Source organism: Pedobacter sp. CAN_A7 (assembly GCF_015752175.1).
GTDB lineage: Bacteria > Bacteroidota > Bacteroidia > Sphingobacteriales > Sphingobacteriaceae > Pedobacter.
The window spans coordinates 280957-307521 of record NZ_JADOUW010000003.1; the positions used below are offsets into that span (position 1 = coordinate 280957).

A 26565-nucleotide genomic window follows, 5' to 3' on the forward strand; every position below is an offset into this window, starting at 1 on the left:
AAGTAAATAAAGCGTATATTTGAACAATCACCGAAAAATTAATTTTTAACAATTTTATATTTTTCTTGGAGATTAATTTACAAATACATACAATTGCAGGATAATTCTCTTAAATTATCTGATCATTCCAGAAAATCTCAACATTTTGCTTCAAAAAGACAATCAAGCGTGTATTTTTTGCTTTGTTCATCCCATAAATAATTATTACCAAAAATTTTCTACCACATATAATGTTTAATAAAACAGAATTAAATGAAAAACTCACAGCAGAACTGCGTGAGTTGGCTAAAGCTCATGGCATTGTAAATGCTGATGAGTTACGTAAGGCTGAACTAATTGAGGTGATTTCTCAAATTAAAGAGGAAGAACTTACGCCAGCGTTAACCGAAAAAGATCCTGTGCAAGAAAAGGCGGCTAAACCTAAAATGGCTAAAACCAGTACTAATGGCGAAAAACCATTAAGAAAGCGTGCCCGTATTACCAGTAAAGATGAAGTAGACGCTGGTCCAACAAACAGACCTACCTTATTTGAAGAGCCTTTAACAAAAAAGCCTTTCGAAAATCTTCCTGAAGTTCTAGCCGAAGATAAAACTGCCGTTGTGGCTACTCCTGCTGCTGAAGAAAAACCAGCAAAGGTGGAAAACCCAACACCAGTGGTAGAAAACCCTAGTGCAAACGGCGTGGTTGCGCCAGTAGAACAACGAAAAGCAAAGCCACAACGCGAAGACAACAGACCTAAAAACACCCCTCAAAATAATAATAAATCCAACGAAACCAGTTATTCTAGTCTTGATTTCGACAACACCATTACCAATGAAGGTGTTTTAGAAATTATGCCAGATGGTTATGGTTTTTTAAGGTCTGCTGATTACAATTATTTATCTTCTCCCGATGATATTTATGTTTCTCAATCGCAGATTAAATTATTCGGTTTAAAAACCGGTGACACTGTTAAAGGCAGTATTCGCCCACCTAAAGAAGGCGAAAAGTATTTCCCATTAGTAAGAGTAGAAACCATCAATGGACGTTTACCTGCTGATGTTCGCGACAGGGTTCCTTTCGACTACCTTACCCCTCTTTTTCCAACAGAACGTTTTAACCTTTCTAACGATTCCAACAACTATTCCACCCGCATTATCGACTTGTTTACCCCTATTGGTAAAGGTCAGCGTGGTTTAATTGTTGCACAGCCGAAAACAGGTAAAACAAACTTGTTGAAAGAAGTGGCTAATGCCATTGCTAACAACCACCCTGAAGTATACCTGATCATCTTGCTGATTGATGAAAGACCTGAAGAGGTTACCGATATGGCCAGAAGTGTACGCGCTGAAGTAATTGCCTCAACTTTTGATGAGCCGGCAGAACGTCATGTGAAGATTGCAAATATTGTATTGGAAAAAGCAAAACGTTTAGTGGAATGTGGTCATGATGTCGTGATCTTATTAGACTCCATTACCCGTTTGGCCAGAGCTTATAACACTACTGCTCCTGCTTCTGGAAAAATCCTTTCTGGTGGTGTGGATGCAAATGCATTACATAAACCTAAACGTTTCTTTGGTGCTGCCCGTAATATTGAAAGAGGCGGATCATTAACCATCCTGGCTACAGCCCTAACGGATACTGGTTCTAAAATGGATGAGGTAATCTTTGAAGAATTTAAAGGTACAGGTAACATGGAGCTGCAGTTGGATCGTAAGTTATCTAACAAACGTATTTTCCCTGCTATTGACATTACTGCTTCAAGTACCCGTCGTGACGACTTGTTGCATGATAGAGATACCCTTCAACGTGTTTGGATCTTACGTAATCACCTTGCAGATATGAATGCACAGGAAGCGATGGAATTTGTGCAGGCACAAATTAAAAACACGAAATCAAATGAAGAATTCTTAATATCGATGAACAGCTAATTCATGAAGAAACATATCCCTAATGCATTAACATGCGCTAATCTTCTTTCGGGTTGCATCGGCATTGTATTTGCCTTTAAGGGAGATTTAACAATAACCGCCTACGCAGTATTGATATCAGGAATCTTCGATTTTTTTGATGGATTTTCTGCCAGGCTGTTACATGTGAAATCGGAGATTGGTAAGGAATTGGATTCCCTAGCCGATGTGGTGAGTTTTGGTTTTTTACCTGGTGTAGTGATGTTTCAGTTACTATCACAAAGTGATTTGACTTCCCCATACCTGCCCTACACTGCTTTTTTAATTACTATATTCTCGGCCTTACGTTTGGCTAAGTTTAACCTGGATACCCGGCAGACAGAAGATTTTATTGGTTTAAATACACCGATGAATACTTTATTTATTGTTTCCCTACCTTTCATTCAGCGGGATTATCCGGAAATCATTAACTCCACCATTTTCCTTATTGGGATTACCATCTTGATGAGCTGGTTGCTGGTTTCGGAAATAAAGATCTATTCTTTGAAATTTGGTACATTGAACTGGAAAGACAATAAAGTTAAATTTATCTTCCTGCTGATATCAGCGGTATTAATTGCCTTATTGAAATTTGCAGCAATACCGATTGTACTGGTCTTATATATCGCATCTTCGTTCCTGCATTTTAGAAACGAGATCGAATCATAATATAAATAACGACTTTAAACTTTCTGGTTTAAAGTCGTTTACTTAATTCCGCTTTCGCATCATCCAACTGTTGATAAAGCACATTTACAAATTCCTTGACTTCAGAATACTTTCCCGGAATTTCTTCCACATCCTGTTGATCACGGGCATGGTGTTCTATCCACTGCATGTGTTCTTTCGCATCATCGCGACCAACATAAGAAAAAGTTGGCTTCATTTTATGTGCACAACTGGCAGTCCTGCTCCAATCCTGTGCATCAATTGCATTTTTCAGATCATCAAGATAGATCGGTGTTTGCTGTTTAAACATGTCAATCATCTCAATCATAAATTCCGGACTGTCGCCCGACATTTCACTTAAGTAGGACAGATCCAGCGGAAGTTTATTCTTTTCAAGGTCTAGCATATAACAAAACTAATAAATTTATGCTTTCCATACCGTCAAATCATCAGGCAGTTCCCGTAATATTTCCGATATTTTCATTTTAAACACCGGATGTATATAATCTTCAGCAATTTCTGCCATAGGTACCAGCACAAACTTTCTGTTGTGCATTTCGGGATGTGGAACTTCCAACTCCCCGGCAATAGAGATCACCTCGTCTCCATAAAATATGATATCGATGTCTATTAATCTCGCGCCCCACTTTTCGAACCTTATCCTACCTAACTCTTTCTCAATAGCTAAAGCCTGTACCAAAACCTCTTGTGCGTCTAAACTGGTCTCTACGGACAAGGCAATATTTAAAAATCCCGGCTGGTCTTCCTTTCCCCAGGCGGCGGTTTCGTATAACGACGACCGGGAGATCAGCCGGCCAATCTGATGTTTTATAGCTACAATTGCTTCCTCAATTAAAGCATTTCGGTCTCCGAGGTTGCTTCCAAGTAACAAATAAACTATTTTAGTGTCTAAACCCATATAAAGTGCCTTTAACGGCGGCTTTAAAGTTAGGAAACATTTGTGAGCTTATCACTTTTTGCCACCTAAGCTCAAACAGTTTCCTATATTTACAAAATCTAATACTTAAACAGCTCATGAGAGAATTCTTCAAATATGTTTCTGCCACAGTCGTGGGATTTCTGCTTTCTATATTCCTGGTCTTCATTTTTTTCATGTTTATCATTGCCGCAGTTGTATCCTCCATTAGTGATGATAAAACGGTAGATGTTAAAGCAAATAGTGTGCTTTTTCTAAACCTGGATCAAAATATTAAAGAGCGTACACCCAATACCCGTTTTGAGAACCTGCCTATTATCGGCTCGGCTGAGAAAAGTATTGGTTTAAGAGACCTGATAAGAGCGGTTAAAAAAGCCAAAAGCGATCCTAATATTAAAGTGATATACATGAGTGTAAGTTCTCCGGGCGCAGGTAAAGCCTCATTGAAAGAGATCAGAGACGCCATTATAGATTTTAAAAAGAGTAAAAAACAAGTAATCGCGTATAGTGAGGTGTACACACAAGATGCATATTACGTAGCTTCTGCAGCCAATAAAGTATACCTAAACCCACAAGGTGCGTTAGAATTTAAAGGTTTCAATTCTGAGCTGATGTTCTTTAAAGGCGCGCTCGAAAAGATTGGTGTTGAAGCACAAATTATCCGCGTTGGAAATTATAAAAGCGCAGTAGAGCCCTTTATTAACGAGAAAATGAGTGAATATAATAGGCAGCAAGTTTCAGCTTATGTCAATGGTTTATACAATACTTTCCTGCAAGGAATTTCTGAAACCAGGAAGATCCCGCGCGACAGTCTTTTTGTGATTGCTAATGACTTTAAAATTCAACAAGCTAACGATGCCTTAAACTATAAGATGGTCGATGCCCTGCGTTATAAAGACCAGGTAATTGATGAATTGAAAAAATTAAGTGGTATTGGTAAAAATGACAAGATTGAAGCCATTTCCATTAACGAGTATGCAGAAAACGTAACAAGTGAAAAAGCAACTGGCAAGACCAAAATTGCGGTCATTTATGCTAATGGCGATATCATCAGTGGTGAAGGTAATGATGAAAGCATTGGTTCGGAACGTATTTCCCGTGCCATTCGTAAAGCCAGATTAGACTCTAATGTGAAGGCTATTGTATTAAGGGTAAATTCTGGTGGAGGTAGTGCTTTAGCCTCTGATGTCATTTGGAGAGAAATGGAATTGAGTAAAAAGGTTAAACCTGTAATGGCTTCCTTTGGCGATGTTGCTGCTTCTGGTGGTTATTATATTGCTTGTGCAGCAGACTCCATCTTCGTACAACCCAACACCATCACTGGCTCTATCGGTGTATTTGGTATTATTCCTAATTTCCAAAACCTGTTAAACAACAAGCTTGGTATTACCTTCGATGGCGTAAAAACAGGCAAATACGCAGATATCATGAGTGTAAACCGCCCGCTTACCGCTGGAGAAAGGTTTATTATTCAAAATGATGTAAATCACATTTACGACACGTTTATAACACGCGTAGCTGATGGACGTAAAATGACCAAAAAACAAGTAGATTCTGTGGGTGGTGGACGTGTTTGGGTGGGTACAGATGCTGTTAGAATTGGCCTTGCCGACCGTTTAGGCAGTTTTAATGATGCTATTGTTGCTGCTGGTAAAAAAGCAAACTTAAAAACTTACCGGGTAGTAGAATTTCCAGAAAAGATTGATCCGTTTAAATCATTGATGGATAGTTCTACCGATAAAATTAAAACTTACTATGCGCAAAAAGAGTTTGGTGAGCACTTCCTGATGTATGAACAAATGAAAAAAGCCGTTTTAAACAGCGGTGTTCAGGCACGCATGCCATTTAACATTAATATCAATTAATGGAAAATAAAACCATAGCCCGTACCCTGCGCTTGCTTTCGCAGGTAATGGAACTGCATAAAGAAAATACTTTTAAAATAAGAACTGTTGCCAATGCGGCACTTAAAATAGATAAACTCCCTTACGCCATTAAAGGGAAAAGCATCGAAGAAATAGAACAAATTGACGGACTGGGTAAAAGCATGTCAGCAAAAGTCTGGGAGTTATTATCTCTGGGCACCCTCACTGACCTGCAGAACCTAATCGACAAAACACCCGAAGGCATTGTCGAAATGTTAGGCATAAAAGGTATTGGGCCTAAAAAAATTGTAGTCATCTGGAAAGACCTTGGTATTGAAACCGTAGGTGAACTTTTATATGCATGCAATGAAAACCGACTGATCGAAGCAAAAGGTTTTGGCTTAAAAACACAGGAAGAAATAAGGAAAGTTATTGAGTTTAAAATGGCTGCTGAAGGCAAATTCCTTTATGCGCATGCCGAACATTTAGCGCAGACCTTACATGCAGATCTTTCTTTGTGGCTAAACAACTTTGAAAACGCGCCACTGATTGAAATAACTGGTGATTTTCGCAGACGCTGTGAAATCATTACTGAACTTGATATCCTGGCAGGAACAGATTTACCCGACGAAACTGCTGAAAAACTTCGTCTCTTTGAACCCTTTGAGTTCGTTAAGGAAGGCGACTTCCAATATCATGCAATTACACCAATTGGTTTAAAAATCAGATTATTCCTATCCAATAAGGTTGACTTTTACCCACAGTGGTTTAGCCTGACTGGAAATACGGAACACGTAATGTCGGTACTTGCACTGGCGGGTACGGGCAACTATGCTTCTGAAGCAGAAATTTATGCAAAAGCCGGACTGGATTATATTGAGCCTGAGCTAAGGGAAGGTGCCAACGAAATTGAACTGGCTAAAGCAAAACAGTTGCCAATACTCATCAGTGATGCGGACCTAAAAGGTACATTACATAACCACTCCACCTGGAGCGATGGCGTGCATACGCTGGAGCAAATGGCTGTTTTCTGTAAGGAAGAATTAAAGTTAGAATACCTGGGCATCTGTGACCACTCCCGTTCTGCTGTTTACGCGAATGGATTGAATGAACAGCGTGTTTATGCTCAGCAACAGGAAATAGATGCCTTAAACAAAAAGCTGGCTCCTTTTAAAATATTTAAAGGGATTGAAAGTGATATCTTAAGCGATGGATCTCTGGATTACAGTGAGGAAGTTCTGAAAACATTTGACTTTGTTGTTGCTTCGGTACACAGCAATATAAAGATGGACGAAGAGAAAGCTACTGCCCGGTTAATTAAAGCCATTGAAAATCCATACACCACCATTTTAGGTCACCCTACCGGCCGCCTGTTGCTCAGCCGGAAAGGCTACCCAATAGATTATGCAAAAGTGATCGATGCCTGTGCTGCCAACCACGTGGTGATCGAAATAAACGCCAACCCTTTACGTCTGGACCTCGACTGGCGCTGGCACCGCTACGCACTTGAAAAAGGAGTGTTACTCTCCATAAATCCGGATGCCCACCGCATGGAAGGATTTCACGATATGCATTACGGCACATTAGTAGCCAGAAAAGGTGGATTATCAGCCAATCAATGCTTAAACGCCTTTAATCTGACAGACATTACAGAATTCTTCCACAATAAAAAATAGTTTATACCTACCTTTGTCGCATGATTAGTACCCTTTGCAATAAGATTTTTGAAGCTGTGATCAACGACTATCACCAATTCAACCATATTGATCATCCCATCAATAATCCATACCCGGTTAATACCCTGGAGCACCTACTTTATTTAAAGTGCTGGATCGATACGGCCCAATGGCACATGGAAGATGTGGTGCGTAATCCTGACATTCATCCTGTAGAAGGTTTGCAATGGAAAAGAACCATCGATAAGTCTAACCAGGAACGTACTGATGTGGTAGAATTTATTGACAGTTACTTCCTGCAGGAGTTTGCATCGGTATTACCAAAAGCTACCGCAAAAATCAACTCTGAAAGCCCAGCCTGGGTAATTGATCGCCTCTCTATCCTGGCTTTAAAAGTATTCCACATGAAGGAAGAAACGGAAAGAACCGGTGTTTCAACAGAACACACTGCAGCTTGTCAGCTTAAATTAAATATCTTACTTCAACAGCGTCAGGATCTTTCAGGAAGTCTGGATGAATTGCTTGAAGATATCAAAAATGGGGACAAATACATGAAAGTGTACAAACAAATGAAGATGTATAACGACCCATCGCTAAACCCTATCTTATATAATACAAAATAATGCCTGGTGCTGTTAAAATTCTGGTGATCAGGTTTTCTGCCATGGGCGATGTGGCCATGACAGCCCCTGTTATTAAGGAATTTACGGCTAGTTATCCGGATACCAGTGTGGTTGTACTTAGTCGGGGACTCTTCGCCCCGTTTTTTTCAGGGATTAGAAATACATCCTTCCATACCTTTGACCCCAAACAATATAAAGGTTTCTTTGGCTTGGTTAAATTATTCCTGGAATTAAGGACACACAACTTCACCGCAATTGCAGATTTGCATACCAATCTCCGTAGCGCCATCCTGTGCCTGCTATTCTTATTAAGCGGCACCAAAGTAAGGCGACTGGATAAAGGCCGTGGCGACAAAAAGAAGTTAACCCGTCAAGTCAACAAAGTGCTAAAGCCACTTAAACGGACATCAGAACGTTATGCCGACGTGTTTCGAAAACTAGGTTTCCCTTTCGAACTTTCACACCAGTTACCTGCACGATCCTTTGCCGATATTACCCCTGCATTGCTGCCCTTTCTGGACGCGCATAAAACACAAAAATATATAGGCGTTAGCCCCTTTGCTCAGCATGCACAAAAAGTATATCCATTGGAGAAAATGGAATATGTGCTTCAGAAACTCTCTGAATTAGGACATAAGATTTTCGTCTTCGGGGGCGGTGCTCAAGAACGTGTTATAGCAGAAACATGGGAACAGAAATATGTTAACGTTCATTCCGTCATCCAAAAGATCAACCTTACCACAGAATTAGATCTTATCTCACACCTGGATGTCATGATCAGCATGGACTCATCTGGTATGCACCTCGCTTCCTTAAAAGGTATTCCAGTGGTTTCCATCTGGGGATCTACTCACCCTAACGCGGGATTTATGGGTTATGGACAACTTGATCATGACGCCGTTCAAATTGAACTCGAGTGCAGACCCTGCTCCATATATGGCAATAAACCATGTTTTAGAGGTGATTTTGCCTGTATGAACAATTTGTCAGAATTGATTGTTCTTAATAAAGTAATCCAGAAAATATATGGCGAAACAACTTCTGCTGATCAGGCACGGTAAATCAGATCATGGCAATATAAATCTCAAGGATTTTGATAGGCCCCTCAATCATACAGGGAATAAAAATGCGCATTGCATGGCCGAAAGATGCCTGAGTAAAGCCATTACCACCAGTATTCTCGTCAGCAGCCCTGCACTTAGGGCGCTCACCACAGCCAAACATTTTGCACAGGTGTGGAACAGGCCAGAAGACAGTATTATTACATATTCATCCATTTATGAGGCCGATACCAGGGATCTATTACAAGTAGTGAATGGCTTGTCTAATGATTATCATTCAGCGGCCCTTTTCGGGCATAACCCAGGCTTCACTGATTTTGCGAATTACCTTTCTGATGCAAAAATCTATAACATTCCTACATCAGGCATCGTGTTGTTGCATTTCGATACCACCGATTGGGGCGAAATAAGTTATCATACAGGAACTGTATTGTTATTTGATTTTCCTAAAAAAACGGAAGAACCGCAAGTTTAGCTTCAAATAAAATAAAGCCTGTACGATATATCAACGGTGATTAGAACTTGAGGTGTTTAACCGTTAATCCATTGTTACTTAATTGTTTTAAGGAATCTATACCAATCCTTAAGTGTGTTTCTACGTAATTTGTAGTCACTTTGCTATCACTTTCTGCCGTTTTTACACCTTCTGGAATCATCGGCTGATCTGAAACTAACAATAATGCACCGGTTGGTATCTTATTAGCAAAACCTGCTGTAAATACCGTTGCTGTTTCCATATCAACAGCCATAGCACGTAACGACTTTAAATACTTCTTAAACTTCTTGTCATGCTCCCAAACCCTTCTGTTGGTGGTATAGCAGGTTCCAGTCCAATAATCTCTGGAGTGGTCACGTATGGTAGTTGAAATTGCTTTCTGCAAAGCAAAAGCAGGTAATGCTGGCACTTCGGCAGGCAAGTAATCATTTGATGTACCTTCGCCCCTGATCGCTGCAATGGGAAGAATTAAATCACCTAATTGGTTTTTCTTCTTCAAACCACCACATTTGCCTAAAAATAATACTGCTTGGGGCGATATTGCCGACAATAAGTCCATCATGGTTGCTGCAAGCGGACTACCCATACCAAAGTTGATAATGGTAATGCCATTTGCCGTAACGCTTTGCATTGGTTTGTCGATACCCATAATTGGGGCATCATCATTCCATTCACTGAACATTTGCACATATTTACTGAAATTGGTTAACAAAATAAACTTACTAAACTCTTCCAGCGGTCTGCCGGTGTACCTCGGCAACCAGTTTTTAACAATATCTTCTTTAGTTTTTAAACCGGCTTTTACAGGAGTGTTTACTTCTTTTACCTTTTTAACTTTTTTGGCTTTTACAGCTAATTCTTCTTTTTTAACATCTTTTTCTTCATTCATAATTCTCCTTTTTTAGTTTATCATCGCCAATAGCTCAAATAACAAGTTAAAAAAAAATCCCCGTTAAAACGGGGATTAAATTGTTAAGCAGCTTTTAACTTTTTAAAGTCGGCTTTCTCAAATTTCTCTACCGCATAGTCGAGTGTGATATTTAGTTCCTTGACTTCCGGATCGGAAGGGATATCAAACATGGCGTCCAACATAATCGCTTCACAAATAGAGCGAAGTCCCCTGGCACCCAATTTATATTCCATCGCTTTATCAACGATAAAATCAAGCACATCATCATCAAAGTTCAACGACACCCCTTCATATTCAAATAACTTCACATATTGACGGAACAATGAGTTTTTTGGTTCTGTCAAAATATTACGTAAAGCTTCTTTATCCAAAGGATTCAAGTGGGTTAATACCGGTACACGACCAATAAGTTCAGGAATCAAACCAAATGATTTTAAATCCTGTGGCGTAATGTATTTATATAGATTTTTTAGGTCTAAATCAACATCATCCTTTTTCACTTTGTAACCAACTGCTTGAGTACGTAAACGATTAGCAATTTTACGTTCAATACCATCGAATGCACCACCACAAATAAATAAAATGTTGTTAGTGTTTACCGGAATCATCTTCTGGTCCGGGTGCTTACGTCCACCCTGAGGAGGAACATTTACTACGGTACCTTCAAGTATTTTCAACAATGCCTGTTGTACACCTTCGCCAGACACATCTCTGGTAATAGAAGGATTATCACTTTTACGTGCAACCTTATCCACCTCATCAATATATACAATGCCACGCTCAGCAGAAGCCACATCATAATCAGCAGCCTGCAGTAAACGGGTTAAAATACTTTCCACATCCTCACCTACATAACCTGCTTCGGTTAAAACCGTTGCATCGCAAATGCAAAATGGAACATGAAGTATTTTCGCAATGGTTTTAGCTAGTAAAGTCTTACCTGTACCTGTTTCACCAACCAGCATAATATTCGATTTTTCAATCTCTACCTCATCCTCCTGGTTCACTTTCTGGCTTAACCTTTTATAATGGTTATACACCGCTACCGAAAGCACCTTTTTTGCAGCATCCTGTCCAATAACGTATTGGTCAATATGTTGCTTAATTTCTAAAGGCTTTAATAAGGTTAACGAAGCATCTAAGCCTTTCGTTTTCTTATTTCCCAGTTCCTGCACCAATAACTGATTGGCTTGCACTACACATTTATCACAGATAAATGCATCTAATCCTTCAATAAGCATGAGAGTATCCTGCTTACCGGATCCGCAAAATGAGCAACGGGATTCTTTATTTTGTTTAGCCATTTTATTAAATATTGGTAGAACCTAACACTTCGTCAATCATCCCGAAGTCTTTAGCCTCGCCTGAAGTCATCCAGTAATCACGATCTGAAGCTTTTTCAACCCAGTCGTAAGTCTGGCCAGAATGACCAGCAATGATATCATATAATTCTTTTTTTAATTTAAGCATCTCTCTTAAATTGATCTCCATATCCGATGCAACACCTTGCGCTCCACCTGATGGTTGGTGAATCATTACACGGGAGTGCTTTAAAGCCGCACGTTTACCCTTAGCACCGGCAACTAATAATACAGCACCCATAGAGGCCGCCATACCTGTACAAATTGTCGCTACATCTGGTGTAATGTATTGCATCGTATCATAAATACCTAAACCTGCATATACAGAACCACCCGGTGAGTTAATATAGATCTGGATATCTCTATTGTTATCTGTAGACTGCAGGAATAACAACTGAGCCTGGATAATATTAGCATTTCCCTCATGAATAGCATCTCCTAAAAAGATAATTCTGTCCATCATTAAACGAGAGAAAACATCCATTTGTGCAACGTTCAACTGACGCTCTTCAATAATATATGGAGTCATGCTTTTAGGCGACATGTTGGTCTGCCCAATAAAACGATCAACGTTTAAGCCGTTTATGCGGTGGTGTTTAACTGCGTATTTTCTAAATTCGTCTTTATCAATCTTCATGAGATCTATGTTTAAATTTTCTATTCAGTAATCTATATTTCAATAATAATAAAACTAAATTGATTAATTATTATTGTATTGTAAAATTGAAAAGGGTTATATAAATAAGGCGGCCTAATAAAGCCGCCTTATTCAATTAAATCAATATGTTTTAAGTAGTTACTATACTAGTTCTACAAATTTGTTATAAGGTATATCTTTTTTGTCTAAAGTGGCAACAGATTGAATATATTCAAAAACTTTGATTGCTTTCACTTCTTCAAAAATGCGGTTAGCATTGTCTTTTTCCTTTAAGAAAGTAGTCGTGTATTGCGCTAACTGATCATCAGGCATCGGACTAGGGCTGTACATTCTGAATTGTGCATCTAAACGTTGTTTAGCAGTCTGGAAAACATCATCATATTTAATTTCGATGTTATTGTCCTTAATCAGCTTATTCTCGATTAACGTCCATTTCAGGTTTTTAGCAAAATCATCATAACCTTCGGCCAACTCTTCATCGGTTAGTTTCTCGTTAGTGGCTTTTAACCATTTACGCAAAAATTCGTCAGGCAATTCAATGTTAATGCCATCTACCAATTGCGTATACATATCATTTTGCAATTTACGGTCAGCATCTTGTTTGAACATACTTTCCACTTCTTCGGTAATTTTGGCAGTAAATCCTGCCTCGTCTGTTACAACGCCTTCACCAAATATTTTATCAAAGAACTCTTGGTTTAAATCCGATTCCTCTAAACGGTTTACATTTTTAACCGTTATCTGGAATTTCGAATCAACATTTTTAGCGTCTTCTTCACTGATATTCAAAATCTTAGCTATAAGGCCTTCGTTTTTGTCAAATGCTTTCTGAACGTCTAATTCTACAACATCATCCTTTTTTAAACCAATTAAGGTTTTTAAGATTTTTTTGTCTTTTACCGCATCTAAACGGATAGAACCTGTTGCTGCTATACCACCTTCAATAATTGAACCATCTGCATCAAGTTGTGCTAAATCGGCATAAAGTACGTCATCCGCCTCCGAAACTTCCGGATTTGTCATCTTACCATAACTACGTCTGATGTTTTTGATACGTGATGCTAAAGTTTCTTCATCTGCTTTAACAATGTATTGGGTAAACTTATCTTTCTCCGTGATGGTAATATCAACCGCTGGGGCTAAACCAATCTCGTAATCGAATTCAAACTCATCTGTATTATCCCATTTAAATTCTTTGCTGTTATCCATTACAGGTAATGGCTGACCAAGAATTTCTACTTTATTTTCAGTTAAGTATTTGTTTAATGTTTCGCTTAACAGGTTGTTGATCTCTTCAACCAGAATACTTTTACCATGCGTCCTTTTGATATGCGATGCAGGAACCATTCCTTTACGGAAACCAGGAATTGTTGCTTTTTTCGCTTGGTCTTTTATGGCTTTTTCTACCTTTTCAGTATAATCTTCAGGTGCTATTTTAATTTTTACAACTGCGTTTAAGTCGTTAATCTTTTCCTGTGTAATATTCATATTTCTGAATCAAATAATTAAATTCTTTATACAAAAATTCCCCCGAAATTTTCGGAGGAATTTATAGTGCGGATGAAGGGACTCGAACCCCCACGCCGTGAAGCGCCAGATCCTAAGTCTGGTGCGGCTACCAATTACGCCACATCCGCAGTTAGGAGTTGTTTAGGACTGCAAAGATAGAGATAGTTTTGATAAGTCAAAATGCTTTTTAAATTATTTTAAATAAATATTTAAACCCTGTTCTCTTATGTTTAAACCGAATAGTAACCACAATTTTCACAGTTTTCTGATAACTAGAGGCATAGCTTAAACTTAACACAAATCAGCTGCTAAATTCCACCTCGGAAAGTTGCCATAAATATTTTCATAAATTTTCAATATTTTCATTTTGACCGTCTTCGGCCGGTCCTTATATTTACCATCATAGGTCACATACCAATGAATGTGCAGCGCTTCGATATCCTCAATCAGCATTTGCACAGGCCAGCAGTTCTTGCGCTTGGTCTCATCAAAATGGATACCGTCAACCAAATTTTCACGCAAGCCATCATGCAGGAAGGTGTCCTGTTTGGCTTTCTCACCGGTAATATGATATCCCGATTTACCCACATAAATGAGTTCTACCCGCCCTTTTCGCAACGCATAGACTAAGAAAATACCGAATTGTTCTCGTGGTGCATTACAAACTTCTTCCAAAAGATCTGTTGCCTGAAAAAAAAAGCTGCCGTTAAGGTTATATTTTTCTAGTTCATCAAACATATTTGCCCGTTCTAATCCACATTTGATTTTTTTATTAATTTATCAAATAGTTTGCAAATACCAAGTTTTAGGTGGTTAATTCTTAAATATTACACTATTTTTATTCATCAAAAAAACACACATCACCATGAAAATAAAAACTCTTTTCTCTGCAGCAGTAGCTATCATACTGCTAACACATACCTTTTATGTCCCTGCTTCAGCATCCATCAAACCTCCCAAAAGACAATATTACCAGTTGATCGTCTACCATGTGGCAAATAAAGGGCAGGAACAAAGACTGGACAAATATCTTTCCGAAGCCTATTTACCGGCATTACACCGACAGGGCATTAAAACTGTTGGCGTCTTTAAAACCGCCAATATGGATACAGCCACTAATAAACGTCTTTATGTGCTGATCCCTTTTCACACTCTGGCTGGATTCGGTAACCTGGAAAGCACTTTAGCAAAAGACAAGGTACTAGCAGAGAAAGGAAGCGACTACATCAATGCGGCACACGATGACCCTCCTTATGTTCGTAAAGAAACTATCCTGATGCAAGCCTTTGAAGGCATGCCACAACTTAAAGCACCTGATTTTCCAGGACTAAAAAGTGAACGCATCTATGAATTACGTAGTTATGAAAGTGCTACCGAAAAGCTTTATAAAAATAAAGTCGCCATGTTCAACGACGCGGAAATGGAGATTTTTGAACGCATCGGTAGTCAGCCGGTGTTCTATGGTGAGGTTATCGCCGGTGGCCGCATGCCAAACCTCATGTACATGACCTCCTATAGCAGCAAGGCTTCACGTGATGAACAGTGGAAGAAATTTGGTAATGATCCTAAATGGAAAGCAATTGTTAACCTGGATATCTACAAAAACAACATGAAAAAATTAGATGCCATGTTCCTGTCGCCAACCGCCTATTCAGACTTTTAATTCACCTTACGCCATTAAACAAAGAAGCAGTTCAAATGAACTGCTTCTTTGTTTATATATTATCCATATATCGATTTCGCCTTCTTCATCGCCACTTCCAGGTCAATCCCCTTTCCTAAAGCGCCTTTAAATAAATCGCCTTCTCGTTTTAAACGTTCCATCGCATTAAAAATGTTAAAATCCTGCATTTTCAAACCAGGTTTCAACTCCTCCCAATGTAAAGGCATAGATACCGTTGCTCCTGGTTTTGGCCGTAACGAATATGGCCCCGCAATCGTTGCCCCCGGACGGTTTTGCAGAAAATCCAGGTACATCTTGCCCTTACGATTGGCAATCATACGTTCCAGACTCGTAAACTTCGGAATTTGCTTGTGCACAATATTGACCAGAATCCTGGCAAACAACTGCGACTGATCATAAGTATATTTAGCTTCCAGCGGGATATAGATATGTATACCTGTAGAACCAGAGGTTTTTGCAAAACCAGGAATGCCTATAGCATCCAATACTTTTTTCACTTCCAACGCCGCTTCTATTACCTGATCAAAGGTATTTTTATCTGGATCCAGGTCTATCACACAATAATCCGGGTTGTCGGGTGATTGTACGCGGCTAAACCAGGGGTTCATTTCAATACAACCCAAGGAAGCCATCCATAATAAAGCCGCCTCATCTGTGCCTACCAGGTACTCCTTCTCTTCTCCATCACTGGTTGTATAAGGAAAAGTTTTTGCCCAGTCAGGCGCCTTTCCCCTTACATCTTTCTGATAAAAACTTTTGCTGTGGATGCCACCAGGAAAGCGGTTCAACGACATAGGCCGATCCTTTAAATAAGGTAAAATGTACTCAGCCACCTGGTAATAATAATTAAACATATCCCTTTTTGACACCTTGTCCTCTGGCCAGTATAACTTACTCAGGTGCGTAAATTTCAAATCGTGACCACAAATCTTGCGCATTTGTGTTTCATCAGTTGGGTTTAGCAAGGTTTTACGTTCTTTGGCTTTGGGTGCTTTCACCAGCGATTTTTCCGTGGCCTCTTCGGCTATTTCTTCACTTTCCACCACCTCAGCAGTTTCAACAGGAATCTCACGAACCACATCCTTCGCGTTTTTATCAATGCGCATGCCTTGAAAAGATGGATGACGAAATACCCCATCGGTAGTCACTTCACTAAAGGCGACTTCACAAACAAGCTCTGGCTTCAGCCAGGTGGCTTTCGCTTTCGGCGGATTAGGTCTGAAACGCGATGGTTTATTTACATCGGGCTCCGTATTAAACGGACTTTCATCTGTAATCAATGGCGTAAACTGCGCCATCATTTCTTTTTGCAGTTGATCAGAAAAACCTGTTCCCACTTTACCAACATACGTCAGGGCACCTTCATCAAAAACCCCTAAAAGCAGCGAGCTGAACTGTTTCACCGTGTCCTGATTCTTCGTAAAACCGGCAATTACTACCTCCTGCCGTTTACTTACCTTCACCTTCAACCATTCTTTTGACCGATTGCCCGAGGCATAGGTACTATCGCTCTTTTTCGCAATAATCCCCTCCAGGCCCATCTTCTCGGCAGCATGAAAAAAATCAATGCCACTCGAATGGAATACCTTACTCATGCGTAGCCGGTCATCATCCGTGGGCAATATCTCCTTTAATATGGCCTGACGTTCAATTAAAGGCAATTCCATTAAATTTTTACCTTCATACCATAACAAGTCAAACACATAAAACACAAGTTCACCATCCGCTTCACTGCGCCAGTTCTGCAAATCGCTAAAATTAGACCTGCCCTTCTCATCCAGCACAAGAATTTCACCATCCAGTACGGCATTGAATTTCAGCTCCTTCAGCAGGTTAAAAATAGGATAGAATTTATCTTCGAAAGTTTTATTGTTTCTGCTCACCAGCTGAACCTCCCCTTTTTCTAGGAAAGCAAGCGCACGGTAACCATCCCATTTCACTTCATATTGCCAACCAGCATCATCAAATGGCTGATCCACCAATGTAGCCAGCATGGGTTTGATGGTTCTCGGCATTTTACTTTTCGGTGCCGATTTTAATAATTTCGTTGTATCAATCTCTTGCTCAGGTTCGTCATCCAGCATGGGTTCCGGCCCCTGGGGAGTTTTAGCAGCCTTTGTGCTGGCACTTTTCTTCGTGGCCTTTGCTTTAGCAGCAGGCTTTTTCTTTGTACTGCCTTTCTCCTCCGCTAATAGAGTTTCCGCTCCGCTTTTCTCCACCTTTTCAATCGTTAAACCAGAAACTACCGACTTATCCTGTTTGGTGATGTCCTTTGCAGAAGCATGTTCATCTTTATGTTTGATTAACAACCAGGCATTATCGCCCATACCGTGGGTTTTAACCAATGCAAATTCACCCTGTAGCTTTTCACCATACAATTTCACTTTCACTGATCCTTCTGCAAGCTGTTCTAGCAAATGTTTTTCCTGCGCTTTTTTTCCTTTAATAGGGTCCAACGGCTCATAGGTCCCTTGGTCCCATACGATAACGGTTCCGCCTCCATATTCACTCTTAGGTATAATGCCTTCGAAAGTCCGGTAGTCATAAGGATGGTCCTCCACCATCATGGCTAGTCGTTTTACTTTGGGGTCTGTAGAAGGGCCTTTGGGCACTGCCCAGCTTTTTAACACGCCATCCATTTCTAAACGGAAATCATAATGCAGCCGGGATGCATCATGTTTCTGAATCACAAATACCAGTGAATTTTTGTCTTTAGACTTACCTGATTTTGGTTCTGCGGTTTTTGTAAAGTCCCGCTTCTCTTCATATTTTTCCAGACCCATAGTTTTCTTGTTGGTTATTCCTCAACAACCCGGCGGCCAGAATGGTTTTTATAACTGCCTTGTGTAATACACTTTAGACCCTCCATGCCCATCTTCCCTAATCCAGGCCATCAATAATTGATCACCATAAGGGGTAAGCACAGCATGGTGATCAGCAAATTGGCCATCGGTAACGGCTATGGCTGCAGCACTAGCACCTGTTCCCCTTACTTGAAGCATTATTTTAGCCATGCCTGCTGCCTGGTGGTGCATAGGCGAGGAAGATTTGCTCATCGATGCATGCTCCGCATTTGGCTCCTCTTGCACCGCATCTTCATAAATGAGGGCCAGTCGATTACCGCTCAGGGAAACCATTTGAGGATGTTTGCCTGTCGCACTAATTAAACGTCGCTTTGGAAAAACACCCCCTGGACCTGCTTGTGTATAATATAATCCTGGGGTGCCGCCTGCCGTATACCAAAAGGCATGTACCTTTTCGGGGGTACTGGCTAAGGATGGACCTGAATGCGGACAACCATCAATTTCCCAGTTGTCATTACTTATGGTTTTTACTGGGGCGAAAGTCTTGCCTTGATCAGCAGAATAAAGGTAGGCCATGTCTCTCACCCGCTTCTTTGTTATTAACGACGATGATATGATGCTCCGGTAAGCCACATGAAGGTTACCGCCATCATCTTTTATGATACTCGTACGGCAGCATTCACAGGTTCCTTTATCCAGAATACGTTCCTGCACAAAACCCTTTCCCGTTTCTGTACGGGCATAAAATAAAGTAGACCCTTTAATTGTTTTGCCAAAGCGGCCATCCAGCCAAATCGCAGCCAGCTCTCCATCAGCCAATGTGGCCACGTCAAAGAAACCCCGCCCATAATGATGGGCCGTATCTGTATGCAGAAATGTTTCTTTAGCCCAGGTCTTGCCTGCATCATTAGATACCGTATAATAAATCGCACCGGCAAAAGGACTTTTTTCCTGTTCAAAACGTTTCCCATAAAGGGCGAAAACAGTTCCATCCGCCTTGAAAGCAATTTTCGCCATACTCTCTGCCCCGGCACTGCATCCTAACGATCCGGCAACCGTTACCGGTGCCGAAAAGGATTGCGCTGTGGAATCATAAACAGCGTATTTCAGTTGAAAGAGGGCTTCTGCATCCTCCTTTTCCGACCAGCAAAGTACCGGATTGCCTTTATGGTCTTTGGTAAAATAGGCCCCAACAGCATGACTGCCCATTTTATTCACCGCCAATGCCTCCATAGGGGGTGCTGATGGCTGTTTGCAGGCTCCTAAGCCAATTGCGACCAGGAACACCATTAATAATTTATAATTGCTCATGTTAAAATATCCATTTTAGGTTTAAACCTCCATAACCATTTCTTGTTGGCGCAGGCAGGTAATAAGCGGGCTGTGCACCATTATAACCTACAGCATTTAAAGCAACAATGGAGCTGTAATTTTTATTCAATAGGTTATCTATGCCCATATATACATTTACCTCCACTTGTTTGGCCAATTTAGTCTGATAACCTAGCTTGGCATTCAGCAAATGATAGGCTGCATTAAAAGCAGTATTAGCATCATTTACCGGCAACTTGTCGCTAAAAAGATAACTTCCGTAAAAGTAGATACCCAACTTTGTTTCCAGGTCTAAACCTGCATTAAACACCCATGGTGCAATGCCAGTCAGTGGATTTCCATCATATCGCGCTGTAACCTCATTTACAGCGTTCAGCACCGCATACTCTTTAAAGGTAAAATCTGAATAGGTTACCGAAGCATAAGGGCGAAAAACCTTAATCTGCCGCTCATCTTCTGGTTGTAGCCATTGATACGACAAAGCCAGCTCCACGCCATTGTGATTGGTTTTCCCTGCATTATTGTAAATCGTGATGCCTTGCTGTACCGATTGTGCAATCAGCTCACCTTCCATATCCATCTTAAACAAAGCCAGGTCATAGGCTAAACGAGATTGCAATAAGTTACCCTTTGCATTTATCTCATAATTGACACCCTTTTCCGCTTGTAAGGAAGGATTGATCGATCCATCCACATTTTTCACTTCCGAACTGGATGGAGGGGAGAAACCTGTACTCACGCTGGCATGTAAACTCAGCGCATCGCTAAAATGCTGACTAATGGCCACCCGTGGATTAGCTTGTGGTTTGAACTTTTTCACTCCACTTTGTTGTTGCTGTAAGTAGTTTTTCACATCATAACTTAAACTATTGTAACTTAAGCCTAAGGTTAACGACGTATGTGTAGCCAACTGTGTTTCCGATTGATAAAACAACGAATATTGGGTGTTTTCATAATCTACATTACTGTTCAACGCACCTTCCCTACCCTGGTTATTCACATATTGTGTTCCTTTTGTTAAACCCTGGTTATATTCTGCACCTACGGTGAACCGCGTTGGTAACACTTCAAATTCAGGATCATAGTTAAAACGTGTGCGTCCTCCGTAACTCTGATAAGTACTGCGCAAGTATGCATAAGCCAGCGGATGATTCAGGTCGTAAAAATAGGTAAACACACTGCTACTGTTAGTTAAATGTTCATTGAAGCGGTATTGTTGGCCCATGCCCATGCGTGTCCATGTCTGGTAACGTGCGGCAGCTTTATCTACATTAGTAGCATTTGCCTGTAAAGGATTGGCATCAGCCTGTGCCTGCGTAAGCGCACCTGGAATCTGCGAGTCCTGCTGGGTACGGTTTAGCAATAAGGTAATAATGCGTTTTTCACTTGGGAATAACTGGAAGTTACCCGTCATAAACCTGCGCATATCTTTGCTATGCTGGCGGTAACCTGTATATTCCTGCCAACCATAAGACACGTAGCTATTCATCTTATCTCCACCATTGCGATAGGTACTGGCTAACCTACGCAAGCCATAAGAACCTGCCAAAGCGGCCACTTCTACACTTTGCTCCTGGTATGGGGCACGCTGCAGCTGGAAATTAATTACTCCCCCTGTTCCGGCACCATAAATACTAGATGCAGGCCCTTTAATCACTTCAGCGCGACCAACACTGTTGATATCCAACGCTTCAATGCGTGTAGTACCGTCAGCTTCCGTCAGCGGAATTTCATTCAGGTATACCTTAATGTTACGTATGCCATAAGAAGCACGCACACCATTACCTCGAATAGAAATTCTTGCTTCAGATAGGGTGCTTTGCTCCATCCTAACCCCAGGAATCCCATTCAAGGCAGCTTGCAGAGAAACGCCAGAGCCTCTTGCCAGCGTAGCTGCTGTAATCAAAGCTACCGAACCTGCCGTTTCCTTATTCGTTTTGTGGCCATCATAACCTTGTACCCGCACTTCATTTAACCGGTTCACATCTGCTTCCAGCTGCACGTTTAAAGTCTGTTGTCCACTGTTCAGGGTAAATACTTGAGTTTTATAACCCACCAACATCGCTTTAACAGCTGATGCTGAAGAATTAACCTTGATTTCAAAATATCCCTGTTCATCCGTCTTTCCAATTTGTTCGTTCAACGGTGTTTTAATATTAACTCCAGCAAGGGCCTGCCTGGTTTGCGAATCATAGATATGCCCTTTAAAGGCTAGCTCTTGTGCTTGTGCGGAAATAGCGCATAGGGCAAAGCCGATAAAAAATAGTAATTTTTTAATTTTCATTATAGTTCATTGTTAGCGATAGCCAAAAGGCCATGCCAATTAAAATCTTAGACATAACATTTCCAATACGATCCATAGAACGTTTAAAAATGCTCAAGAAATGAAACTATACTTGTGGAGGATGGAAGATTAAGGCGGAATGCTTAGGTAGTGCAAAAGGGAGCTCCAGAACTAAACTTGGTTTCAGCAATTGTGAAGGAATTTCCATCACTATTTCCTGACTCAGGCAAGCTTCCTGCATTACACTTTTTTTGGCAGCCCGTTCCTGGTTTTTCTCTTTTTCTGCTGCTTGTTTCAGCCGCTTTGATAAATAACATTTTCCGTTACATTGTAACACCGGTTTATCACGGTTTACACAGAGCACGGTGGCAATGTAATTCTTGTTAAATTCAAAGCCTACATACACGAAATACTGACTAAGGTTAGCCGTTAGGGTCGTGAAGATTAAAAGGAAGGCAATAGAACTTCTTACCATTTGGCGTAAATATAATGCTTATCAGATCATGCTTCAAATTAAACTTTCATCATTATGTCATGTAATTATCTTAATGAATTAAAAACCTTACCGTCAATATTTTACTTATACAAATAGTTGATAAAAACTATCATCCGTCTTCATTTTGCATAGCTTATGAATAGCTTTAAAACTATTTTTTACCTAATTGTTATCGGTTTACTGATCACAGCCACCCTGAAATCAAAAAACAGCTTTCTGCTGCGCACAGATCATGCACCACGTGGCATGCTTTCCATGCAGTTTGCTTTTAATGAAGCACAGCAACAACAGATCCTTAAAGAATGGTCCAGCACCTATTTGAATGAGCAGGTTTATAGTCGCGACACCGTCATCACGGGAAAGATTACCGGCCTGGAAACTGCAAAACACCAAACCCAGGCAGGCGATTATTTCATTGTATTATACATCCTTTTTTTTCTGTTACTTTTTTACAAATTCAGGGCAGAGCTGTCAACTGCCATCCGCAGCACTTATCCCAGGCGTTGGCTGCTGCTATTCCTACTGGTGCTAGTGGCCGGCATAGCTGATCTTATTGAAAACAGCTACCTGTTACGCGCTTTGGAAAGCGAACCCCATACCCGGCACCGCATTCCATCAGCATGGAAAATATATAGTCCCGCACTTTTAAAATATGCGCTGCTATTCGTCACCCTCTATTATTTCAGCGTTAAAATAAAAGTCCTCCATCACATCCGCATATGGCTAAAAAGACTCTCCTCCCTATTAAGGTCCTTTGTCATCTACAGCTGGAAGTTTCGCCTGGTGCTTTTAGGTCTGTTAACTTTATTCTTATTGTTGAGCATAACCGACCAGGGACAGGATTTACTAGTCACCATCAATACTTCAGACTGGGGCATATTCTGGTTTTACAGTGTCACTACTATTCTGGCACTGCACAACTGGCTCTTGCCTAAAATTTACGATAACCTGCCACAGGTTAACCTAAAAACAATAACCACTGCACATTTAGCCTTTACCGATGAACATAGAAGAGAGAAGCTGGATTTTGCCCGTTTCCTGGGCACCCTCACATTCGTCATTCCGGCTATTTCCATAATGATAACCATGCAGAGCTACCATATCCATTACTTGGTCGATAGCATTCCTCCCCTGCTAATCTTCGTTGTTATTGGTGTGTTCTATGTTAACGTATTGCGTTACAACTGGCTCGATTGTATCTATAAACCAAATGGGGTATTTAAAGGAACACGTTATACCGTTACCATGGCTGTCATCTTTTTAACCATCATTTATTGGGGGCGTTCAGAAGAAACGCGTGAACCCTATTACCTCGCCTACCTGGCGCTCGGATTTTTATTACTGTCCTTTGCTTTTTTACTTACCGTCAGCTACCGCGATTGTATCCGCCCTTTTCAACACATCAACATATCACCACTTATTCTGGCGGCAGGTCTGCTGGTCAGTCTGCTCTTTATGGCGTTCAACTTTGAAGCAGTGGTCTTTTTCCTCACCCGTAACGACCGCTTTTACACCTTGCCGGTGATCATCGCTGCTTTAGTAGCCTATACCTTATTTTTTTCCTTTCTTTTAGTTGCCGGCAAACGGATAGGTATACAATTTATTACCCTGTTTTTATTGGTCATCATTTACAAGTCGGCCGTTAGCATCACCGACATTCACAACATCCACCTGGTTGATCGCCCAGGGGGGCAACTTAAACCACAGTCCTTGCGATTGTATACACAGTCCTGGTTGGCACACCGTAAAAGCGAGATCGCCCAACATAACCAACAGGACAGCCTTGGTTTTCCCGTGTTTTTTGTCAACGCTTATGGAGGGGGCATCCGTGCTGCAGCCTGGACCACCATGGTGGTGGGCCGCCTAGATCAATTGCTGCAACAACAATCAGCTACAGAAACTAGTTTCAATGATTTCCAACACCATGTATTTTCCTATTCCGGTGCTTCGGGCGGCACCATTGGCATATCCTTATTATGTGCGGCAAGGCTCACGCAGCAGGGCACGAAAGCCAGGGAGACATTCTATCCTGAAAATGTATTAAAACTATACCAGCATGATTACCTCACCGCCACCCTTGCCGGACTTTTTGGCCGCGATGCTTTTCAATCGCTGATCGGCTTTAAATTATTTCCTGATCGGGCCCGAATACAGGAACAAAATTGGGAAATTTACATGCGCCGGCATGGAATTGATTACCAGGTACCCATGCGTACGGGTTGGCTGCCCAATATGACCGAAGTACCCCTGTTTTTCTCAAACACTTACGACATTAATACTGGTTTTAAAGGCCTCATCGCTCCGGTACAACTAGATCCTACCGACTTTCCGGGTACCGTTTTACTACAGGATTTTATTGAAAGTAATGAAGATTTATACCTCAGTACCGCAGCATTCATCAGTGCCCGGTTCCCCTATGTAAGTCCGACGGCAAAATTCGATGAACGGCATCATTTTATGGATGGTGGCACCCTGGAAAATTCAGGTGCAGAGACTTCGCTGCAAGTGTTCCAGGTGTTTAAAAGCGTATGGGATTCTTTGCAGCTTAACGACCCCACCTATCAAAACTTAAAGCTTAAAATTAACTTCCTCTCCCTACCTAACAGCATCCCTATATTAGATTCTGTAGAACGAGTTAAAAACCTTTACGAACCACTTGCCCCTGCCCTGGGTTTGTTAAACAGTACAAACGGTAATACCGTAAAAGCAGACACTATTAATCGCTACCTGGCACAGGAAAACAACTGGAACTACTTTTCCATTAGCCCCAGGGTAGTCAAAATTAGAGATAATGTTTGGCCGGTGTTACCGGTTGGCTGGCAAATATCAGATTATGCTTTACAACAAATGCAACTTAGCCTCTATTCCCACCAGCCAGTTATGGATTCCATCCTCAGACAGATTTCCCTTAAAGCAAATCGTTAGCCAGGTTTGCCAATGCACTACGTTCCCCTTTATCTAAAGTAATGTGCGCATAAAGCGGATGACCTTTAGCGCTTTCTATTAAATACGACAATCCATTACTTTCTGCATCAAGGTAAGGTGCATCAATCTGGTAGATATCACCTGTAAATATGATTTTAGTATCTTCTCCTGCTCGTGATATGATGGTCTTAATTTCATGAGGGGTTAAATTCTGGGCTTCATCAATAATGAAGAAGATTTTAGTCAGCGTTCTTCCCCTGATAAATGCAAGTGGTGTGATTACAATTTTCTCGGTACTCACAAACTCATCAATCCGCGCTTGTACTTTTGGATCGTGGTTATACTGCTCTTTGATATAGCGCAAACTATCCCATATTGGCGCCATATAAGGGTCTATTTTAGATTTGGCATCGCCCGGTAAAAACCCAATATCTTTATTGCTTAATGGAATAATCGGTCGGGTAACATAAATCTGCCTATAATCTTTACGTTGTTCAAGCGCGCTGGCAATAGCCAGCAAAGTTTTTCCCGTCCCTGCTTTCCCCTGGATCGTCACCAGCTTAATATCCGGGTTGAGTAAAGCATGCATGGCAAGGGCCTGTTCTTCGTTTTTTGGCGATATTTTAAAAGCGCTCGAAGTTTTGATGAGCGACAACATATTGGATTTTACACCATAAAAAGCCAGCCCCGCTTTACGTCCGCTTTTAAGCAGGTAAAAATGGTTACCCTGGGTATAGGGCAAATCAATCGCTTCTGCCTGGAGTTTTCCGGTTTCTTTAAGCTCATTAAAAGGTGCTATGGGCACTTTTAGTAGTGTGGTCTTCCCGGTATACAGTTCGTCCACATTTTTCACCTTACCCGTTTCATAATCCTCTGCAAAGAGATCCAGCGACTTTGCCTTCAGGCGCAGGCAGATATCCTTTGATACCAACACTACCTTTTTATCTGCAAACTCCTCTTTTAACCCTAAGGCAGCATTCAATATCCTATGGTCAAACTTCCCGGCACCAAAAATGGTTTCTGCGTTTTGTGATGCCGAAACGGTGTCCATCACCACCTTAAACCTTCCTCCTTTACTTCCTTTAATCGGGTTCCATTCTGTCAACAGCTGATCACCTGAAGCCTTGTCCATTAACCTGATGAAACTTCTGGCTTCGGCATTACGGGTTTCGTTGCCATTTTTCATGTTATCCAGCTCTTCCAATACTTGTATCGGCAAGGCCACATCGTGTTCCTGAAAGTTGTTGAAAGCATTGTGGTCGTACAGGATCACCGAGGTATCAAGGACAAATATCTTTTCCGGATCGGGCGCAGTATTTTTTCGGACTTTACTCATGGTCCCTAAAT

General features: G+C 41.0%; 21 protein-coding genes and 1 tRNA gene. 9 read left to right on the forward strand and 13 right to left on the reverse strand.

The features are described from left to right. Positions 1-230: 230 nt before the first annotated feature. Positions 231-1910: a transcription termination factor Rho gene (rho, locus tag IWX76_RS12700; RefSeq protein WP_196860300.1), complete on the forward strand. Its 1680-nt coding sequence runs from the start codon at positions 231-233 to the stop codon at positions 1908-1910. A 3-nt stretch (positions 1911-1913) separates the two neighbouring features. Next, the gene (gene pssA, locus IWX76_RS12705; protein WP_196860301.1) at positions 1914-2597 is read left to right on the forward strand and encodes a CDP-diacylglycerol--serine O-phosphatidyltransferase; all 684 of its coding nucleotides are present in this window, start codon (positions 1914-1916) and stop codon (positions 2595-2597) included. Positions 2598-2625: 28 nt separating this feature from the next. Here pssA and IWX76_RS12710 read toward each other — a convergent pair whose 3' ends face one another. After that, on the reverse strand, positions 2626-3003 hold the full coding sequence (locus IWX76_RS12710) for an Hpt domain-containing protein (protein ID WP_196860302.1): 378 nt from the start codon (positions 3001-3003) through the stop codon (positions 2626-2628). Positions 3004-3021: 18 nt separating this feature from the next. After that, positions 3022-3516 (reverse strand): 2-amino-4-hydroxy-6-hydroxymethyldihydropteridine diphosphokinase, encoded by a 495-nt coding sequence (folK, locus tag IWX76_RS12715; protein ID WP_196860303.1) that lies wholly within the window; start codon positions 3514-3516, stop codon positions 3022-3024. A 116-nt stretch (positions 3517-3632) separates the two neighbouring features. Between folK and sppA the strand changes: the two genes are divergently transcribed. Genes sppA through IWX76_RS12740 form a run of 5 tightly spaced genes read left to right on the forward strand, consistent with a single transcriptional unit; the run spans position 3633 to position 9234 of the window. Then, on the forward strand, positions 3633-5399 hold the full coding sequence (gene sppA / locus IWX76_RS12720; protein WP_196860304.1) for a signal peptide peptidase SppA: 1767 nt from the start codon (positions 3633-3635) through the stop codon (positions 5397-5399). After that, a complete protein-coding gene (locus IWX76_RS12725) occupies positions 5399-7075 on the forward strand; it encodes a helix-hairpin-helix domain-containing protein (RefSeq protein WP_196860305.1) in 1677 nt (558 codons plus the stop codon). The genes sppA and IWX76_RS12725 overlap by 1 nt, the downstream gene beginning before the upstream one ends. Before the next feature lie 20 nt (positions 7076-7095). Beyond that, a complete protein-coding gene (locus IWX76_RS12730) occupies positions 7096-7698 on the forward strand; it encodes a DUF4254 domain-containing protein (protein ID WP_196860306.1) in 603 nt (200 codons plus the stop codon). Continuing rightward, positions 7698-8759 (forward strand): glycosyltransferase family 9 protein, encoded by a 1062-nt coding sequence (locus tag IWX76_RS12735; RefSeq protein WP_196860307.1) that lies wholly within the window; start codon positions 7698-7700, stop codon positions 8757-8759. The genes IWX76_RS12730 and IWX76_RS12735 overlap by 1 nt, the downstream gene beginning before the upstream one ends. Next, on the forward strand, positions 8725-9234 hold the full coding sequence (locus tag IWX76_RS12740) for a SixA phosphatase family protein (protein WP_196860308.1): 510 nt from the start codon (positions 8725-8727) through the stop codon (positions 9232-9234). The genes IWX76_RS12735 and IWX76_RS12740 overlap by 35 nt, the downstream gene beginning before the upstream one ends. A 40-nt stretch (positions 9235-9274) precedes the next feature. On the opposite strand, the gene IWX76_RS12745 is transcribed toward IWX76_RS12740, so the two are convergent. The 6 genes from IWX76_RS12745 to IWX76_RS12770 form a co-directional block, all read right to left on the reverse strand. Beyond that, the gene (locus IWX76_RS12745; RefSeq protein ID WP_196860309.1) at positions 9275-10144 is read right to left on the reverse strand and encodes an AMP nucleosidase; all 870 of its coding nucleotides are present in this window, start codon (positions 10142-10144) and stop codon (positions 9275-9277) included. Between the two features lie 83 nt (positions 10145-10227). Beyond that, complete coding sequence (gene clpX / locus IWX76_RS12750) at positions 10228-11469, reverse strand: ATP-dependent Clp protease ATP-binding subunit ClpX (RefSeq protein ID WP_196860310.1); 1242 nt, start codon at positions 11467-11469, stop codon at positions 10228-10230. Between the two features lie 4 nt (positions 11470-11473). Continuing rightward, positions 11474-12163 carry an ATP-dependent Clp endopeptidase proteolytic subunit ClpP gene (gene clpP, locus IWX76_RS12755; RefSeq protein WP_196860311.1) on the reverse strand — a complete coding sequence of 230 codons (690 nt, stop codon included), beginning with the start codon at positions 12161-12163 and terminating at the stop codon, positions 11474-11476. A 162-nt stretch (positions 12164-12325) separates the two neighbouring features. Further along, positions 12326-13672, reverse strand: a complete 1347-nt coding sequence (tig, locus tag IWX76_RS12760) for a trigger factor (protein WP_196860312.1) — start codon at positions 13670-13672, stop codon at positions 12326-12328. 67 nt (positions 13673-13739) lie between these two features. Next, positions 13740-13821 (reverse strand) — tRNA-Leu (locus IWX76_RS12765). Positions 13822-13984: 163 nt separating this feature from the next. Beyond that, positions 13985-14431, reverse strand: a complete 447-nt coding sequence (locus IWX76_RS12770) for a hypothetical protein (protein WP_196860313.1) — start codon at positions 14429-14431, stop codon at positions 13985-13987. Between the two features lie 127 nt (positions 14432-14558). On the opposite strand from IWX76_RS12770, the gene IWX76_RS12775 reads away from it, so the two are divergent. Further along, a complete protein-coding gene (locus tag IWX76_RS12775; protein WP_196860314.1) occupies positions 14559-15356 on the forward strand; it encodes an NIPSNAP family protein in 798 nt (265 codons plus the stop codon). 59 nt (positions 15357-15415) lie between these two features. Here the strand turns inward: IWX76_RS12775 and ligD are convergent, their stop codons facing one another. The 4 genes from ligD to IWX76_RS12795 all read right to left on the reverse strand — a co-directional run bounded on the left by ligD (position 15416) and on the right by IWX76_RS12795 (position 22272). Continuing rightward, positions 15416-18160 carry a DNA ligase D gene (ligD, locus tag IWX76_RS12780; RefSeq protein WP_196860315.1) on the reverse strand — a complete coding sequence of 915 codons (2745 nt, stop codon included), beginning with the start codon at positions 18158-18160 and terminating at the stop codon, positions 15416-15418. A 48-nt stretch (positions 18161-18208) separates the two neighbouring features. Beyond that, complete coding sequence (locus IWX76_RS12785) at positions 18209-19492, reverse strand: exo-alpha-sialidase (RefSeq protein ID WP_196860316.1); 1284 nt, start codon at positions 19490-19492, stop codon at positions 18209-18211. A gap of 1 nt (position 19493) precedes the next feature. Further along, positions 19494-21797 carry a TonB-dependent receptor domain-containing protein gene (locus IWX76_RS12790; protein ID WP_196860317.1) on the reverse strand — a complete coding sequence of 768 codons (2304 nt, stop codon included), beginning with the start codon at positions 21795-21797 and terminating at the stop codon, positions 19494-19496. A gap of 106 nt (positions 21798-21903) precedes the next feature. Next, the gene (locus tag IWX76_RS12795; RefSeq protein WP_196860318.1) at positions 21904-22272 is read right to left on the reverse strand and encodes a hypothetical protein; all 369 of its coding nucleotides are present in this window, start codon (positions 22270-22272) and stop codon (positions 21904-21906) included. A gap of 156 nt (positions 22273-22428) precedes the next feature. Between IWX76_RS12795 and IWX76_RS12800 the strand changes: the two genes are divergently transcribed. Next, positions 22429-25218, forward strand: a complete 2790-nt coding sequence (locus IWX76_RS12800; RefSeq protein WP_196860319.1) for a hypothetical protein — start codon at positions 22429-22431, stop codon at positions 25216-25218. Here IWX76_RS12800 and IWX76_RS12805 read toward each other — a convergent pair. Next, entirely contained in the window at positions 25202-26554 is a 1353-nt protein-coding gene (locus IWX76_RS12805; protein WP_196860320.1) for a PhoH family protein, read from the reverse strand. The two genes, IWX76_RS12800 and IWX76_RS12805, sit on opposite strands and share 17 nt — an antisense overlap. Positions 26555-26565: the final 11 nt, after the last annotated feature.

What these genes read in the sequence shown, in the direction of transcription:
- rho (WP_196860300.1), top strand. Translation starts at nt 231, where the DNA reads ATGTTTAATAAAACAGAATTAAATGAAAAACTCACAGCAGAACTGCGT.
- pssA (WP_196860301.1), top strand. Translation starts at nt 1,914, where the DNA reads ATGAAGAAACATATCCCTAATGCATTAACATGCGCTAATCTTCTTTCG.
- IWX76_RS12710 (WP_196860302.1), bottom strand. Translation starts at nt 3,003, where the DNA reads ATGCTAGACCTTGAAAAGAATAAACTTCCGCTGGATCTGTCCTACTTA.
- folK (WP_196860303.1), bottom strand. Translation starts at nt 3,516, where the DNA reads ATGGGTTTAGACACTAAAATAGTTTATTTGTTACTTGGAAGCAACCTC.
- sppA (WP_196860304.1), top strand. Translation starts at nt 3,633, where the DNA reads ATGAGAGAATTCTTCAAATATGTTTCTGCCACAGTCGTGGGATTTCTG.
- IWX76_RS12725 (WP_196860305.1), top strand. Translation starts at nt 5,399, where the DNA reads ATGGAAAATAAAACCATAGCCCGTACCCTGCGCTTGCTTTCGCAGGTA.
- IWX76_RS12730 (WP_196860306.1), top strand. Translation starts at nt 7,096, where the DNA reads ATGATTAGTACCCTTTGCAATAAGATTTTTGAAGCTGTGATCAACGAC.
- IWX76_RS12735 (WP_196860307.1), top strand. Translation starts at nt 7,698, where the DNA reads ATGCCTGGTGCTGTTAAAATTCTGGTGATCAGGTTTTCTGCCATGGGC.
- IWX76_RS12740 (WP_196860308.1), top strand. Translation starts at nt 8,725, where the DNA reads ATGGCGAAACAACTTCTGCTGATCAGGCACGGTAAATCAGATCATGGC.
- IWX76_RS12745 (WP_196860309.1), bottom strand. Translation starts at nt 10,144, where the DNA reads ATGAATGAAGAAAAAGATGTTAAAAAAGAAGAATTAGCTGTAAAAGCC.
- clpX (WP_196860310.1), bottom strand. Translation starts at nt 11,469, where the DNA reads ATGGCTAAACAAAATAAAGAATCCCGTTGCTCATTTTGCGGATCCGGT.
- clpP (WP_196860311.1), bottom strand. Translation starts at nt 12,163, where the DNA reads ATGAAGATTGATAAAGACGAATTTAGAAAATACGCAGTTAAACACCAC.
- tig (WP_196860312.1), bottom strand. Translation starts at nt 13,672, where the DNA reads ATGAATATTACACAGGAAAAGATTAACGACTTAAACGCAGTTGTAAAA.
- IWX76_RS12770 (WP_196860313.1), bottom strand. Translation starts at nt 14,431, where the DNA reads ATGTTTGATGAACTAGAAAAATATAACCTTAACGGCAGCTTTTTTTTT.
- IWX76_RS12775 (WP_196860314.1), top strand. Translation starts at nt 14,559, where the DNA reads ATGAAAATAAAAACTCTTTTCTCTGCAGCAGTAGCTATCATACTGCTA.
- ligD (WP_196860315.1), bottom strand. Translation starts at nt 18,160, where the DNA reads ATGGGTCTGGAAAAATATGAAGAGAAGCGGGACTTTACAAAAACCGCA.
- IWX76_RS12785 (WP_196860316.1), bottom strand. Translation starts at nt 19,492, where the DNA reads ATGAGCAATTATAAATTATTAATGGTGTTCCTGGTCGCAATTGGCTTA.
- IWX76_RS12790 (WP_196860317.1), bottom strand. Translation starts at nt 21,797, where the DNA reads ATGAAAATTAAAAAATTACTATTTTTTATCGGCTTTGCCCTATGCGCT.
- IWX76_RS12795 (WP_196860318.1), bottom strand. Translation starts at nt 22,272, where the DNA reads ATGGTAAGAAGTTCTATTGCCTTCCTTTTAATCTTCACGACCCTAACG.
- IWX76_RS12800 (WP_196860319.1), top strand. Translation starts at nt 22,429, where the DNA reads ATGAATAGCTTTAAAACTATTTTTTACCTAATTGTTATCGGTTTACTG.
- IWX76_RS12805 (WP_196860320.1), bottom strand. Translation starts at nt 26,554, where the DNA reads ATGAGTAAAGTCCGAAAAAATACTGCGCCCGATCCGGAAAAGATATTT.